A 13,963-nucleotide genomic window follows, 5' to 3' on the forward strand; every position below is an offset into this window, starting at 1 on the left:
ACCTGCGCTTGAATCAGCCCGCCACCGTCTCCGCCGCCCTGCCCGTGCCGCGCTCCGCCGCCGGGCCGGCACTCGTGCTCCTCGCCCTCGCCATGGGCGGCTTCTCCATCGGGACCACCGAATTCGCGGCGATGAGCCTGCTGCCGCAATTCGCGCCGGCGCTGGGCGTCGACGAGCCGATGGCGGGCCATGTCATCAGCCTCTACGCGCTCGGCGTGGTGATCGGCGCGCCGCTGATCGCGGTGCTGGGCGCGCGGCTGCCACGGCGCTCGCTGCTGGTCGGGCTGATGGTGGTCTTCGCCGTGGCCAACGGGCTCTCCGCGCTGTCGCCGAGCTATGGCTGGATGCTCGCCTTCCGCTTCCTGAGCGGCCTGCCGCATGGCGCCTTCTTCGGTGTGGGGGCGCTGGTCGCCGCCTCGCTGGTCCCGCGCGAGCGCCGCGCCCAGGCGGTCTCGCGCATGATGCTAGGGCTGACCCTGGCAACGGTGGTGGGCGTGCCCCTGGCCAATGGCCTGGGCCAGGTCGTCGGCTGGCGATGGGGCTTCGGGCTGGTGGCGCTCCTGGCGAGCGCGACGGTGGTCCTGCTCCTCGCCTTCCTCCCGCATGAGCCGGGCGACCGCCATGCCAGCCCGCTGCGCGAACTCGGCGCGCTGCGCCGGCCGCAGGTCTGGCTGGCGCTGGGCACCGGCGCCATCGGCTTCGGGGGGCTCTTCGCCGTCTATACCTATCTCGCCACCACCCTCGTCGAGGTGACGGGCGTCTCGCCGGCGATGGTGCCGGTGGCGCTCGCCGTGCTGGGCGTCGGGCTCACGGCGGGCAACCTGCTCTGCGCCTGGGCGGCCGATCGCGCGCAGATGCCGGCGGCGGCCATCACCCTGCTGTTCAGCGCGGTCATGCTCGCGCTCTACGGATGGGCGGCGCAGAGCCTCTGGACGCTGCTGCCGGTGCTGCTGCTGATCGGCATGGGCGGCGGCCTTGGCGCCATCCTCCAGACCCGGCTGATGGATGTGGCGGGCGATGCGCAGACCCTGGCGGCGGCGCTGAACCATTCGGCCTTCAACGCGGCCAATGCCCTGGGGCCCTGGCTCGGCGGGCTGGCGATCTCGGCCGGCTATGGCTGGACCTCGACGGGCTGGGTCGGCGTGGGCCTCGCGCTGGGCGGCCTGGCGATCTGGATGCTGTCCTGGTGGCTGGACCGGCGCTAACCTGTCCGCATGAAGATCATCGGCCTCGCGGGATGGAGCGGCGCGGGCAAGACCACGCTGGTGGTTCGCCTCATCCCGGCATTGATCGCGCGCGGCGTGACGGTCTCCACCGTGAAGCACGCGCACCACAATTTCGACGTGGACCAGCCCGGCAAGGACAGCTTCGAGCACCGCCAGGCCGGCGCGGCGCAGGTGCTGGTCTCCTCGGCCCATCGCTGGGCGCTGATGACCGAGCATCGCGGCGCGCCCGAGCCATCGCTGAAGGAATTGCTGGCGCGGCTGAACCCGGTGGACCTCGTGGTGGTCGAAGGCTTCAAGCGCGACCCCGTTCCCAAGATCGAGATTTTTCGCGCCGCCAATGAAAAGCCCTTTCTCTACCTGGAGGATCCGCTGATCCGCGCCATCGCGGCAGACGTGGCGGTGCCGCCGGACGCTCCGCCGGCGATGCCTCTCGACGATATCGAGGCCATTGCGGATGCGGCCCTACGCTACGCCGGGGACTTCTGATCTACTCGGAGCAAATCCGGGAGAAGACCATGTCCGACCATGTCCTGACCGAGCGCGACGAGGCCGTGCTCACCATCCGCCTCAACCGCGCGGATAAGAAGAACGCCCTCACCCGCGCCATGTATGACGCCATGGGCGCGGCGCTGAGCGCGGCCGCGAGCGATGACAGCGTGCGCGTGGTGATGCTGGCCGGCGGGGCCGACTTCACGGCCGGCAACGACATCAAGGACTTCGCCGCCGTGGGCGACCGCCCCGCGAACTCGCCCGGCTCGGCCTTCAGCTTCCTGGAGAATATCGTCGCCTTCCCCAAGCCGGTCGTCGCCGCCGTGCGCGGCTATGCGGTCGGCATCGGCACGACCATGCTGCTGCATTGCGACGCGGTGGTGGCCAGCGAGACGGCGCGGCTGCAGATGCCCTTCACCCGGCTGGGCCTGGTGCCCGAGGCCGGTTCCTCGCTGCTGCTGGCGGCGCGCGTCGGAACGGTCAAGGCGAATTGGTGGCTGCTGTCGGGCGCGCAGATCTCCGGCGCCGAGGCGGCCGCGAGCGGCCTCGCCTCCCGCGCCGTGCCGGACAACGAGGTTGAGCCTGCCGCGCTGGAAATGGCGCGCACCCTGGCCGCGCTGCCGCCCGGGGCGGTGGCCGAGACCAAGCGCCTGATCCGCGCGCCCCATGCCGCGGCGCTGGCCGAGGTGATGGCGGCCGAGCGCGTCGCCTTCGGCGAGCGTTTGCGCAGCGCCGAGGCCCAGGCCGTCTTCGCGAGCTTCCTGAAGAAATAGGCCACGGTGGCCGCCCTTGCCCTGGGATGATAGGGCAGGGCGATGACCCGTTCCGCCAAGACGCCGAAAGACCAGAACTTCGAGATTTTCCTCGCCGCCTTGCCGGGGCTGGAGCATGCGCTCCACGCCGAGGTGCGCGGCAAGGGCTTCAAGCTCGCCAAGCCCGTGCCCGGAGGCGTCACCATCCGGGGCGGCTGGCCGGAAGTCTGGCGCGCGAACCTGTGGCTCCGCGGCGCCGGGCGGGTCCTGGCGCGCCTCGATGGGTTCAACGTGCAGCATCTCGCCCAGCTCGACGCCCGGGCGCGCCACGTGCCCTGGGCCAGCGTCCTGCGCCGCGACGTGCCCTTCCGCGTCGAGGCCACCTGCGCGGCATCGCGCATCTATCACTCGGGCGCGGCCGAGGAGCGGATCGTGAAGTCGATCCAGGAGGCCGTCGGCGCGCCGCATGACGACGAGGCGGAGCTCACCATCCGGGTGCGGATCGAGCAGGACTTCTGCACCATCAGCCTCGATACCTCGGGCGAGCTGCTGCACAAGCGCGGCTACAAGGAGGCCGTGAACCGCGCGCCGATGCGCGAGACCATGGCCGCGCTCTTCCTGCAACAATGCGGCTATGACGGCAGCGAGCCCGTGCTCGACCCCATGTGCGGCTCGGGCACCTTCGTCATCGAGGCCGCCGAGATCGCCTGCCGCCTCAATCCCGGCCGCTTCCGCCACTTCGCCTTCGAGCAGCTCGCGACCTTCGACCCCGAAGCCTGGCAGGACATGCGCGAGGTGAAGAGCCGCCGCGTTCCCACGGCCCGCTTCTACGGCAGCGACCGCGACGCCGGCGCGATCGCCATGGGCGTCGCCAATGCCGAGCGCGCGGGCGTCGCCGATTGCACCGAGTTCCGCCAGGCGACGATCAGCGAGATCACGGCCCCCGAAGGGCCGCCGGGCCTGGTCATCGTCAATCCGCCCTACGGCTCGCGCATCGGCGACAAGCAGAAGCTGACGGCGCTATACGCCGCGCTGGGGCAGACGCTGAAAAGCCGCTTCACCGGCTGGCGTGTGGGCCTCATCGCCAATGACGCTTCGCTGGCCCAGGCCACCCGCCTGCCCTTCCTGCCGACCGAGGCGCCGGTCCCGCATGGCGGGCTGCGCGTGACGCTGTACCGGACCGCGCCGCTGGTCTGAGCGCCAAGTCAGGGCATCGGTCAGGGCGTCAGCACGACCCGGCCGGCCGAGCGCCGCTCGCGCACTTCCGCCATGGCCTCGCGGAAGTTCTCGAGCGGATAGCTCGCATGCACCTCGGGGCGCAGCTTTCCGGCGGCCCACCAGGTCACGAGCTGGTCCCACAACTCGCGCGCGCGGGCCGCATGGACCTCGCGATTGTCGCCCGGCGACCAGCCGACATAGGTGCCCCAGTTGAGCCCCGCGACGGCGATGTTCTTCAGCAGCAGGATATTCGCCGGAACGGTGGGAATGCCGCCGCCCGCATAGCCCACCGTCACCAGCGTGCCGCCGTCGCCCAGGCAGCGCAGCGATTCATCGAAGATGTCGCCGCCCAGCGTATCCAGCACGCAATCCACGCCCGCGCCACCGGTGATCTCGCGCACCTGCTCGCGGAAGGGCGCGGCGCTGTCGAGCACCGCATCCGCGCCGCGCGCATGCAGCATCGCATGCTTGGCCGCGCCGGCGCGGGCGATGACGCGCCCGCCCAGCGCCTTCACGATCTCCACGCCCGCGAGGCCGACGCCGCCCGCCGCGCCATGCACCAGCACCCAGTCGCCCGCCTTCACCCGGCCGCGCCACATCAGCGCCGAGCCCGCGGTCGGATAGCTGATCGGGAAGGCGACGGAAGCCGCCAGCGGCAGGCCGTCGGGGATGGGCGTGACGTGGATCGCATCCGCCACCGCCTCCTGTGCGAAGCCGCCCCAGTCGAGCACGGCGAAGACGCGCGTGCCCTTGGGCAGCGGCCCTTCCAGCACGGTGCCCGCGACCTCGGTGCCGGGCACGAAGGGCAGCGGCGGCTTGCGCTGGTATTTTCCCGCGACGACGAGCTGCACGGCGAAGGAGACGCCCACGGCCTCGACCTTGATGCGGACCGCGCCGGGCCGCATCGGCGGCGGCGGGATATCCTTGATCTCGAGCTCGTCGAAGCTCCGCCAGGATTCGCAGACCAGTGCGCGCATCATTCCCCCTTGATCTCGGCGTCACGAACGAGCCGCCCGAAACGCTCGTACTCGCTTGCGGAGAAGCGGGCAAAATCGGCCGGCGCGCTGGCGATCGGGTCGGCGCCCATGGAGGCGAAGCGCGCGCGGGCATCCTCGCGCTGGCAGACCTTCGCGACCGCCTGCTGCATGCGCGCGGCCATGGCGGGCGGCAGGTTCTTCGGGCCCCACATGGCGTACCAGGTGGTCATCTCGTAGCCGGGGACGCCGGACTCGGCGATGGTTGGCAGTTCCGGATGGCTCGGCAGGCGCTGCGTCGTCGTCACCGCGATGGCGCGCAGCCGGCCGGAGCGCACATGCTCGGCGGACGAGGCCAGGCTGTCGAACATGACCTGCACCGTGCCGCCCAGCAGGTCCTGCAGGGCCGGGCCCGAACCGCGATAGGGGATGTGGGTGATGTCCGTCCGCGTCATCAGCTTGAACAGCTCGCCCGCCAGGTGCGGCGCGCCGCCGATCGAGGAGGAAGCGTAGGAGATCCGCCCCGGCTGCGCCTTGGCGAGGTTGATGAGGTCCTGCACGGAGCGCACCGGCACCGCCTCGTTCACCACGAGGATGAGCGGCACCTTCACGATCTCGGTGACGGGCGTGAAATCGGCCAGGGCGTCGAAGGGCAGCCCGCGCATGAGGTGCGGGGTGATGACATGCGCCGAGGCATTGACCAGGAAGGTCGTGCCGTCCGGCGCGGCGCGGGAGGCCTCGCCCGCGCCGATGGTCCCGCCGGCGCCGGCCCGGTTCTCGACGACGAAGGCCGAGCCCAGCTCGGCCTGGAGGCCCGCCGCCGTCACGCGGCCCACAATGTCGGTCGGGCCGCCCGGCGGATAGGGCACGATCACGCGCACGGAGCGGGGCCAATCCGGGGTCTGGGCTTGGGCGAGCGCGGGCGCGGCGAGGGCGGCGCCCAGCAGGGCGCGGCGTGTGGCGGTCATGGACGTTCCTTTGTGGATTGCGCGGATGATAGCGCGGTCCCGGGCCGGGGCCACCGGCCCTTCGCCCCGGCGGCTTTTTCCGCGATGATGCCTCCAACAGGAGGAAAACGATGCTGCAGCCCTACAAGGGAATTTTCGTTCTCGACGCCGCCCAGGGCATCGCCGGCCCCTATTGCGGGATGCTGCTGGCGCAGTGCGGTGCCGACGTCGTGAAGCTCGAGCCTCCCAAGGGCGACTGGTCCCGTGGCCTCAGCACGCGCGCGGAAAGCCACAGCGTCATGCACACCGCCTTCAACCGCGGCAAGCGCGCCATCGTGCTGGACCTCACCGACGAGGCCGACCGCGCGAAGACCGCGAAGCTGGCCGCCAAGGCCGACGTGCTCATCGAGGCCTTCCGGCCCGGCGTGGCGCGGCGCATCGGCCTCGGCCCCGAAAGCGCAAAGCCCGACGCGGTCTGCATCTCCGTCTCGGGCTTCGGCCAGGAGGGCCCGTACAGCGAACGCCCCTGCACCGACAGCGTGGCCCAGGCCTATTGCGGCGTGGTCGCGATCAATCCGGGCATGGACGGGATGCCCCACCGCGTCGGCACGCAGATCGTGGACGTCTTCACCGGCCTTTCCGCCTTCGCCGCCTGCCAGGCCGCGCTGGCCGAACAGGCGGCCGACCGCGCCTCGGGCGCCCCGCCGAAGCGGCGGCATCTCGACATCTCGCTGATGCAGGGCGCGGCCTCCATGCTCGTGCTGCCCATCGCGGAATCCGGCCTGCTCGGGCGCATGCCCGACGAGGTGAACACCCCCGCCGGCGCCTATCCCGCCCAGGACGGCGTCTCGGTGATGTTCGCCCTGGTGCGCGAGAGCGAGTGGGTGACGCTCTGCGACGTGCTCGGCCGGCCGGAGCTGACACAGGATCCACGCTTCACCGATTTCCCGACCCGCTTCGCCAACAAGCCCGCTTTGGTCGCCATCCTGCGCGAGGTCTTCCTCACCAGGACCGCGTCGGAGTGGCTCGGCCTGCTCCAGGCCGCGCGGCTGCTGTGCGACAAGGTGAACACGCCGCTGGAATACCTGGCCGAGGCGCATGTGCAGGCCATCCATGCCGCGCCGGTCCTGCAGCAGCCGGGGCTCGGGGCGCTGCCCTTCCCGGCCATCCCCGGCCTCGGCGCCTGGGAGATGCCCGCGCCCGCGCTCGGGCAGGACACCAACGCCGTCCTCGCTGAATTCGGAGTCTGATCATGCCGCATGACGCTCAGGGAAACCGCGCCAGCTTCGCCTCGGAGGAGGCGGTGCGCGCCTTCGACCACACCGTCGAGGGCTTTCTGAAATACCGCGCCGACACGCCGCTGCGCCTCAAGGCCGCGCTGAAGCTGGATGGCGAGGCGCCCATGCTCCACGTCATGAAGGCGGCCTTCGCCATGCTGGCCTATAAGTCGGCGCATGTCCCCGCCGCCAAGACCGCGCTGGACGCGGCCCGCGGCCTCGGTGGCACGCCGCGCGAGCAGATGCACATGGCTGCGCTCGCCGCCTGGTCCGAAGGCGGGCAGGACCACGCCATCACCATCTGGGAGCATCTGCTCGCCGAGCATCCACGCGACATCCTCGCCTTCCGCCTGCACCACTTCGCCGCCTTCTGGATGGGCAAGACGCCGGAGATGATGGCCACGGTCGAGCGCGCCTTGCCCCATTGGGACGGCGAGGTGCCGGGCTATGGCTCGCTGCTCGCCTGCCGCGCCTTCGCGCACGAGGAATGCGGCAGCCTGATCGTCGCCGAGGCCGCCGGCCGCGAGGCCATCCGCCGCGACCCGGCCGATCTCTGGGCCGCGCATGCGGTGGCGCATGTGCTGGAAATGCAGGGCCGCCGCAGCGAAGGCATCCAGTGGATCACCGGCCTCGCGCACAACTTCGACGGCGGCAACAACCTGCTGCACCACCTCTCCTGGCACCAGGCCATGTTCCACATGGAGCGCGGCGAGTTCGACGAGGTGCTGCGCCTCTACGACACCGGCTTCCGCAACCTGGACAGCCCGATCACCCAGATGCAGCCGGATCTCTACATCGACTGCCAGAACGCGGCCTCCATGCTCTTCCGGCTGCAGCGCCAGGGTGTGGATGTGGGCGAGCGCTGGCTGGAGTTGGCCGACAAGGCGGAGGCCCGCATCGGCGACTGCCTCTCGGCCTTCACCCTGCCGCACTGGATGATGGCGCTGACCGCCGATGGCCGCTTCGATGCGGCGGAGCGCATGCTGGATGCCATGCGCGACTACGGCCGCGCCAATAGCGGCGAGAATGCCCGCATCGTCCGCGACGCGGCGCTGCCCTGCTGCGAGGCGCTGCTGCTGCGCGCGCGCGGCCGGCATGCCGAGGCGGTGCAGGCGATGCGCCCGGCGATCGGCGGGATCTACGAGCTCGGCGGCAGCCATGCCCAGCAGGACGTGCTGGAGCAGCTCTTCCTCGACTGCGCGATGGAGGCCGGCATGACCTCGGACGCGCAGATGCTGCTGGAGCGCGTCACCGGCCGTTGGCCCACGCCGCCCGAGCGGCGCGTGGGCTATGCGAAGGCGGCCCAAGCCTATCGCTGATCCGCGATGGTGAAGCGGAAGCGGCGCGTGGCGAGATCCGCGAGCCGCGCCGGCAGCAGCTCCAGCAGCCGCAGCGGCAGGCCGATCCGGCGCGGGACGATGGCACGCCCCTGCCCGGCCTCGATGGCGCGGGCCAGGCGTTCGGCCATCGCCTCCGCGCTCAGCTCGAAGGGGTGGGAGCCGCTGAACTTCCGGCTCATCGCACTTTGGAAGAAGCCGGGGGCGCAGACCGTGACGCCCACCCCCTCAGGGGCGAGACGCGCGCGCAGGCTCTCGCCATAGGCCCATAGCCCCGCCTTGGAGGCGCAATAGGCCGGGCTGTCCGGCAATCCGCGAAAGGCCGCGACCGAGGCGATGAAGGCCAGGCGCCCGGCCCTTCGTGCCACGAGGCGCGGTAGCAGCGGCGCCACGGTGTTGACGGCGCCGATCAGGTTCACCCCCAGCACCCGGTCGGCGCTCGCCCAGTCCTCCAGCCCGCCGCCGGGCGGCGTGCCGCCCGTGACGCCCGCATTGGCGATCACGAGGTCGAAGGGCACGGCGTCGTCCCAGGCCTGGAGCCGCGAGGCCAGGACGGCGGCGTCGCGCACGTCGCACAGCGCGGTCTCGACCGTGGCGCCCCGTCCGACGCAGGCCGCGGCCGAGGCGGCCAGGGCCCCGGCATCGCGCGCCACGAGGCGCAGTGTCACGCCGGGGGCCGCGAAGCGGCGCGCCAAAGCGGCCCCGAGGCCCCGTGACGATCCGGTGACGAGGATGGATTGATACGTCATGGCGATTCGGTCGGCTCTCCCTCTAAAGACAATCAGCCGATACGTGAGCGTTCAATCATTCCGTTTGGCAATGATTTGTTGACCCAGGGGAGACGCGATAGAAGGGCTGCGAAGTGGGTGCCGTCCGGCCTGGCGCCGTTGAGTTGAAGAGGGATTCCACCTTTGAAGGGTTTGATGCGGATTGTCCTGATCCTGCTGCCAGCGGGACTGGCCGGGTGCGGGATGGTTCCGGGAATGGCCCCCAGCCTGGGCTCGGGTCCGATCGCCGACCCTGGGGCGCAGGTCGCCGCCTTGCCGCGGGGGACCGATGCGCTCGGAGATTTCGCGGCCTCGGCCTCGCCCGGACAGACCGGGACGGTCGATGGCGCCCCGGCGCGTTTCACACGCTCCTACAATGCCGCCAGCGGCCGCGAGTGCCGTGAGATCACGCTCGGCTATGGCGGATCCGAGAGGGTGGCGGTGGCCTGCCGCCGGCCGGACGGCGCCTTCGCCTCGTCGCGGCCGCTGCTGCGCGGATCGCTGCGCTAGATGGGCTCCATGCGGTACATCCCGCATGACATCAGCCTGTACGGCGCGGTCCGGGCGCGCTGCCGGGTCATCGGCGCGCTGATCCTGCGCGAGATTCACACGCGCTTCGGGCGCGAAAACCTCGGCTATGTGTGGCTTTTCGTCGAGCCGGCGACGCTGGGCCTGGGAGTCGCCCTTCTCAAGCGCTTTGGCGGCATCGATTCCTCCATGCCGGGCGGCCTGAACAAGTTCAGCTTCTTCGTCATCGGCTACATCCTGTTCTACCTGTTCCGGACTCTGGTGAATCGATCACCCCACGGCATCGAGTCCAATTTCCAGCTTTTCTACCACTCGAAGGTCACCATCGAGGCGGTCATGGTGGCGCGCACCCTGCTGGACACCGCCGCCGTCATGACCTGCATGGCCGTGTTCTGCATGCTCATAGGCCTGTTCGAAGGCGAGTGGCCGGCGGATTCGCTGCAGATGGCCATGGGCGTCCTGATGATGATGGGCCTCGCGCACGGAACGGGCCTGCTCGTCCTGTCGGCCACGGCCATCGGCTCGCAGCTCGTCGATCGCCTGGTCCACCCCATGACCTATCTGATGATGCCCTTCTCGGGCATGTTCTATATGGTCTGGTGGCTACCTGGCGGTTATCAGGAAGTCCTGCTTTGGGTTCCGCTGATCCACATCATGGAATTCACGCGCGAGGGACAATTCGGATTGGGCGTGCCCTATCATTACGACGTTGGATATGTCCTGACCTGGATTATCAGCCTCAATTTCCTGGGCCTCTGCGCCATCAAGGCGGCCAAGCCGCATTTCGAGGCATGAGCGGCGATGCTCGAACTGAGCGACGTCCGCAAGAGCTTCAAGCGGAACGGCATCACGCGCGAAGTGCTGAAGGGCGTCGACGCGACCTTCTGGCCGGGCGATGCCGTCGGCATCCTCGGGCGCAACGGATCGGGCAAGAGCACGCTCATCAAGATCATGGCCGGCGTGGAGCACCCGACCTCGGGCAGGGTCCGGCGGCGCATGAGCATCTCCTGGCCGATGGGGTACGACGGAGCGGTGCACAGCGCGCTCTCGGGCGCGGACAACGCCCGCTTCATCGCGCGGCTCTACGACCGGCGCATCGACTGGGTGGAAAGCTTCGTCCAGGAGTTCTCGGAGATCGGCGACCAGTTCCGTCAGCCGGTGAAGACCTATTCGGCCGGCATGCGGGCACGCCTCATCTTCGCCCTCTCCATGGCCGTGGATTTCGAATGCTATCTGATCGACGAGGTCATCGCGGCGGGCGATGCGCGCTTTGCCGAGAAATGCCGGCAGTCGCTGTTGTCGCGACGAGGGCGCAGCGCGCTCATCCTCGTGTCCCATCAAATGGAGACCGTTCGCTCACTCTGCACGCATGCCGCAATTCTGAGCGATGGAAGGCTGAAATTCCATGAAGATCTGGACCAAGCTTTCGCCGAGTACAAGCAGCTCTAGCCAGCAGACGTACACGCCGCGCACCCAACCTTCCACCACCCCGGCCCTCGGCAGGCCCACCGCGCTGCGCGAGCGGTCGCGCGAGCGCCCCTTGCTGGGCTCCATCGGTGACGGCAAGCGCCGGCGCCTGAGCTTGGGCGAATGGCTGCGCGGCCATCCCTTCAGCTGCTGGGTGCTCTTCCCGACCCTACTGGCCGGGCTCTATCTGTTCCTGGTCGCAAGCCCCCAGTATCTGAGCGAGTCGCGATTCACGGTCCGCTCGCAGATGCCGCGCGCGGCCGCCTCCAATGTGGGGGGCGAGATGCTCGGTTCCGCCGGCTTCATCACCTCGCCAGAGAACATCGCCGCGGTGAAGGACTTCCTCATGTCCTATGACGCGATCAACCGGATCCGCGACCGCATCGACCTTCTGGAGGTGTTCCGCCCCTCCTTCGCCGATCCGGTCTTCCGGCTCTGGTGGGAGAAGCCGACGGCCGAGCGGCTGCGCTCCTTCTACCGATGGCAGGTCAGCGCCGATATCGATGCCTCGACCATGATCACCATCCTCCGTGTCTGGACCTTCCGGCCGGAGGACAGCCGCGAGATCTCGCGCCGCCTGCTGAGCCTGGGCGAGGAGTTGGTCAATGAGATGAACTTCAACGTGCGCGAAGAAGCCCTGCGGGCCTCGCGCATCGAGCTTCAGCGCGCCGAGGAGCGGCTGATGAACGCACAGACGGCGGTCACCCTGTTCCGGCAGGAATCGCAGTCGCTCGATCCGAGCCAGTCTTCCGGAATCGCCGTCGGCACCATCGGCCAGCTGGAGTCGGATGCCGCCCGCGCACGGAGCGATCTGCAGGCGCTGCAGGCCTTCGCGCGGCCCAACAACCCGCAAATTCAGAACCTCCGCAACCGGATCGCAGCACTCGACGCGCAGGCCCGGGAAGAACGGCAGCGGCTCGCGATGGCCGGCAGCGGCATCACCGAACAGCTCGCGACCTTCACGCGCCTGCAAGGCGAGGTGGATCTGGCCTCGCAGCAGCTGTCCGGCGCACGCATCGCGTCCGACCGTGCCGCCGGCGATGCCCAGCGCCAGCAGATCTTCCTGCTGCGCGTGGTCGAGCCCAATCTCGCGGAGCGTTCCCTGTTTCCGCTGCCCTATTGGGCGACGCTCTATGTATTTTTGTCGTTGAGCCTTTTGTATGGTTTGGCTTGGTTGATGCTGGCCGGGATGAGAGAACATGCGCGCTGATATTCTGATCCGGATGGCCCCTGGCGGCACTCCTTGTCCTGGCGGGACAAGGGGCGCACGCGCAGAATGCAGGACTCCTGGGCAACTTCTTCAACACGACCACGGCCCCGGCCGCCTTCACCGGCGGCAACCCCGGCGCCAGCGCGGCGGGCTCGGCTCCCGGCGATCCCGGCACGAATCGCCTGGGCTCGACCACCGAGGCCGAGGCCGGCGCCACGGTCGTGACACCGCTCGGCGAGATGTCGCGCGCGACGGGCCGGCCCACCGCCGTCTTCGGCGCCACGCTCTTCACGCGATCCGCCGACACGACCTCGGATGCGCCCAACCCGAATTACGTGCTGGCCCCCGGGGACCGGGTCTCGGTCCGAGTCTGGGGCGCCATGGATTCCGAAGCAACCGGCGTCGTCGATCCTTCCGGCAATTTCTTCCTGCCCAATATCGGCCCCGTCCTGCTGGCCGGCACGCGCTCGGGCGATCTCCAATCCCGCGTCCAGTCCGAGGTGGGCCGCGTCTACAATCAGCAGGTGCAGGTCTATTCCGTGCTGCTGTCGACACAGCGCATCGGCGTCTATGTGACCGGCTTCGTGCGCACGCCGGGCCGCTTCGCCGGCAGCCCATCCGACAGCGTGCTGGACTTCCTGGTGCGCGCCGGCGGCGTCGATGCCTCGCGCGGCAGCTACCGGGAGATCTCGATCCTGCGCGGCGGCCGGCGCGTGACCAATGTCGACCTCTACGACTTCCTCCTGGACGGCCGCCTGCCGACCATCCGGCTGCAGGAAGGCGACACGCTGGTCGTCGGACGGCAGCGCGCCCTTGCCGGCGCGAACGGCGCGGTGCGCAACAACTTCCTCTTCGAAGTTCCGAACCGCGTGATGAGCGGCCGCGAAATCATCGAATACGCGCGCCCGCTGCCGAGCGCGACCAACGCCATCATCCAGGGCAGCCGCGACGGCCGCCCCTATTCGCGTTACGCGACCCTGGCCGAGTTGCCGGGCGTCACCCTCGGCGACCAGGACGTCGTGACCTTCATCACCGACCGCCCAGCCCAGACGGTGCAGGTCACGGTCGAAGGCAGCCGCATCGGCCCCTCGGTGCTCGTCGTCGACCGGGACGTGCAGCTCTGCGACCTGCTCGACTACATCGCCGTCGATCCGGTCCTGGCGGACACCTCCAGCATCTTCCTGCTTCGGCCGAGCGTCGCCGCGCAGCAGACCCGCTCGCTGAACGAAGCGGCGGACCGGCTGGAGCGCGCGCTCTTCCTCACCGTGTCTCCCACGCAGGGCGTGGCCAATATCCGCACGGCCGAGGCCAATATGGTCTCGACCTATCTGCAGCGCGCCCGCCGCATCCAGCCCGAGGGGCGGGTCGTCGTCTTCAGCAACGGCATGTGCTCCAGCGTGCGGCTGCTGGACGGCGATACGATCGTCATTCCCGAGCGGCGCGACACCGTTCTGGTCGCCGGGGAGATCGGCACACCGCGCGCCGTCGTCTGGCGCCAGGGCATGACAGTCGAACGGCTCGTGGCCGAGGCCGGCGGCCTCACGGCGCGCGGCAGCATGAGCAACATCATGATCCGTCGCGCCTCCGGCGAGGTGGTGCTCGACCCCAGCTCGCCCCTGCGGCCGGGCGACGAGGTGATCGCGCTGCCGCGGCTGGATGGCCGCTACCTCCAGCTCGCGACGGACATCATGCAGGTGCTGTTCCAGGCGGCCCTGGCGGCGCGCGTCTTCACCAACTGAGGATTGCGATGATCCTTCCATGCGGCGTAGCC

General features: G+C 69.7%; 14 protein-coding genes. 11 read left to right on the forward strand and 3 right to left on the reverse strand.

Annotated elements, in window-relative coordinates; all coding sequences use genetic code 11:
- Positions 1 to 8: 8 nt before the first annotated feature.
- Genes ACO057_RS12300 through ACO057_RS12315 form a run of 4 tightly spaced genes read left to right on the forward strand, consistent with a single transcriptional unit; the run spans position 9 to position 3,664 of the window.
- The gene (locus ACO057_RS12300) at positions 9 to 1,205 is read left to right on the forward strand and encodes an MFS transporter (protein ID WP_421992080.1); all 1,197 of its coding nucleotides are present in this window, start codon (positions 9 to 11) and stop codon (positions 1,203 to 1,205) included.
- A 9-nt stretch (positions 1,206 to 1,214) separates the two neighbouring features.
- Positions 1,215 to 1,712: a molybdopterin-guanine dinucleotide biosynthesis protein B gene (mobB, locus tag ACO057_RS12305; RefSeq protein ID WP_421992082.1), complete on the forward strand. Its 498-nt coding sequence runs from the start codon at positions 1,215 to 1,217 to the stop codon at positions 1,710 to 1,712.
- Between the two features lie 29 nt (positions 1,713 to 1,741).
- Complete coding sequence (locus ACO057_RS12310; protein ID WP_421992084.1) at positions 1,742 to 2,488, forward strand: enoyl-CoA hydratase-related protein; 747 nt, start codon at positions 1,742 to 1,744, stop codon at positions 2,486 to 2,488.
- A gap of 42 nt (positions 2,489 to 2,530) precedes the next feature.
- Complete coding sequence (locus ACO057_RS12315; protein WP_421992086.1) at positions 2,531 to 3,664, forward strand: THUMP domain-containing class I SAM-dependent RNA methyltransferase; 1,134 nt, start codon at positions 2,531 to 2,533, stop codon at positions 3,662 to 3,664.
- 20 nt (positions 3,665 to 3,684) lie between these two features.
- Here ACO057_RS12315 and ACO057_RS12320 read toward each other — a convergent pair whose 3' ends face one another.
- Entirely contained in the window at positions 3,685 to 4,665 is a 981-nt protein-coding gene (locus tag ACO057_RS12320) for an NADPH:quinone oxidoreductase family protein (protein WP_421992088.1), read from the reverse strand.
- On the reverse strand, positions 4,662 to 5,627 hold the full coding sequence (locus tag ACO057_RS12325; RefSeq protein ID WP_421992090.1) for a tripartite tricarboxylate transporter substrate binding protein: 966 nt from the start codon (positions 5,625 to 5,627) through the stop codon (positions 4,662 to 4,664). The genes ACO057_RS12320 and ACO057_RS12325 overlap by 4 nt, the downstream gene beginning before the upstream one ends.
- A gap of 110 nt (positions 5,628 to 5,737) precedes the next feature.
- On the opposite strand from ACO057_RS12325, the gene ACO057_RS12330 reads away from it, so the two are divergent.
- Both ACO057_RS12330 and ACO057_RS12335 read left to right on the forward strand, forming a co-directional pair.
- On the forward strand, positions 5,738 to 6,856 hold the full coding sequence (locus ACO057_RS12330) for a CaiB/BaiF CoA transferase family protein (RefSeq protein ID WP_421992092.1): 1,119 nt from the start codon (positions 5,738 to 5,740) through the stop codon (positions 6,854 to 6,856).
- Between the two features lie 2 nt (positions 6,857 to 6,858).
- Entirely contained in the window at positions 6,859 to 8,202 is a 1,344-nt protein-coding gene (locus ACO057_RS12335) for a tetratricopeptide repeat protein (protein WP_421992094.1), read from the forward strand.
- Here the strand turns inward: ACO057_RS12335 and ACO057_RS12340 are convergent.
- Positions 8,193 to 8,969 (reverse strand): SDR family NAD(P)-dependent oxidoreductase, encoded by a 777-nt coding sequence (locus tag ACO057_RS12340; RefSeq protein ID WP_421992096.1) that lies wholly within the window; start codon positions 8,967 to 8,969, stop codon positions 8,193 to 8,195. The two genes, ACO057_RS12335 and ACO057_RS12340, sit on opposite strands and share 10 nt — an antisense overlap.
- A gap of 234 nt (positions 8,970 to 9,203) precedes the next feature.
- On the opposite strand from ACO057_RS12340, the gene ACO057_RS12345 reads away from it, so the two are divergent.
- The 5 genes from ACO057_RS12345 to ACO057_RS12365 all read left to right on the forward strand — a co-directional run bounded on the left by ACO057_RS12345 (position 9,204) and on the right by ACO057_RS12365 (position 13,931).
- Positions 9,204 to 9,497, forward strand: coding sequence for a DVU3141 family protein (locus ACO057_RS12345; protein WP_421992098.1), 294 nt, complete (start codon positions 9,204 to 9,206; stop codon positions 9,495 to 9,497).
- Positions 9,498 to 9,506: 9 nt separating this feature from the next.
- Positions 9,507 to 10,310: an ABC transporter permease gene (locus ACO057_RS12350; RefSeq protein ID WP_421992100.1), complete on the forward strand. Its 804-nt coding sequence runs from the start codon at positions 9,507 to 9,509 to the stop codon at positions 10,308 to 10,310.
- Positions 10,311 to 10,316: 6 nt separating this feature from the next.
- Positions 10,317 to 10,964 (forward strand): ABC transporter ATP-binding protein, encoded by a 648-nt coding sequence (locus ACO057_RS12355; protein ID WP_421992102.1) that lies wholly within the window; start codon positions 10,317 to 10,319, stop codon positions 10,962 to 10,964.
- The gene (locus tag ACO057_RS12360) at positions 10,921 to 12,192 is read left to right on the forward strand and encodes a capsule biosynthesis protein (RefSeq protein WP_421992104.1); all 1,272 of its coding nucleotides are present in this window, start codon (positions 10,921 to 10,923) and stop codon (positions 12,190 to 12,192) included. Before ACO057_RS12355 ends, ACO057_RS12360 begins: the two co-directional genes overlap by 44 nt.
- A 221-nt stretch (positions 12,193 to 12,413) precedes the next feature.
- Entirely contained in the window at positions 12,414 to 13,931 is a 1,518-nt protein-coding gene (locus ACO057_RS12365) for a polysaccharide biosynthesis/export family protein (protein ID WP_421992106.1), read from the forward strand.
- Positions 13,932 to 13,963 lie beyond the last annotated feature (32 nt).

The organism is Roseococcus sp. (assembly GCF_965227005.1).
GTDB lineage: Bacteria > Pseudomonadota > Alphaproteobacteria > Acetobacterales > Acetobacteraceae > Roseococcus.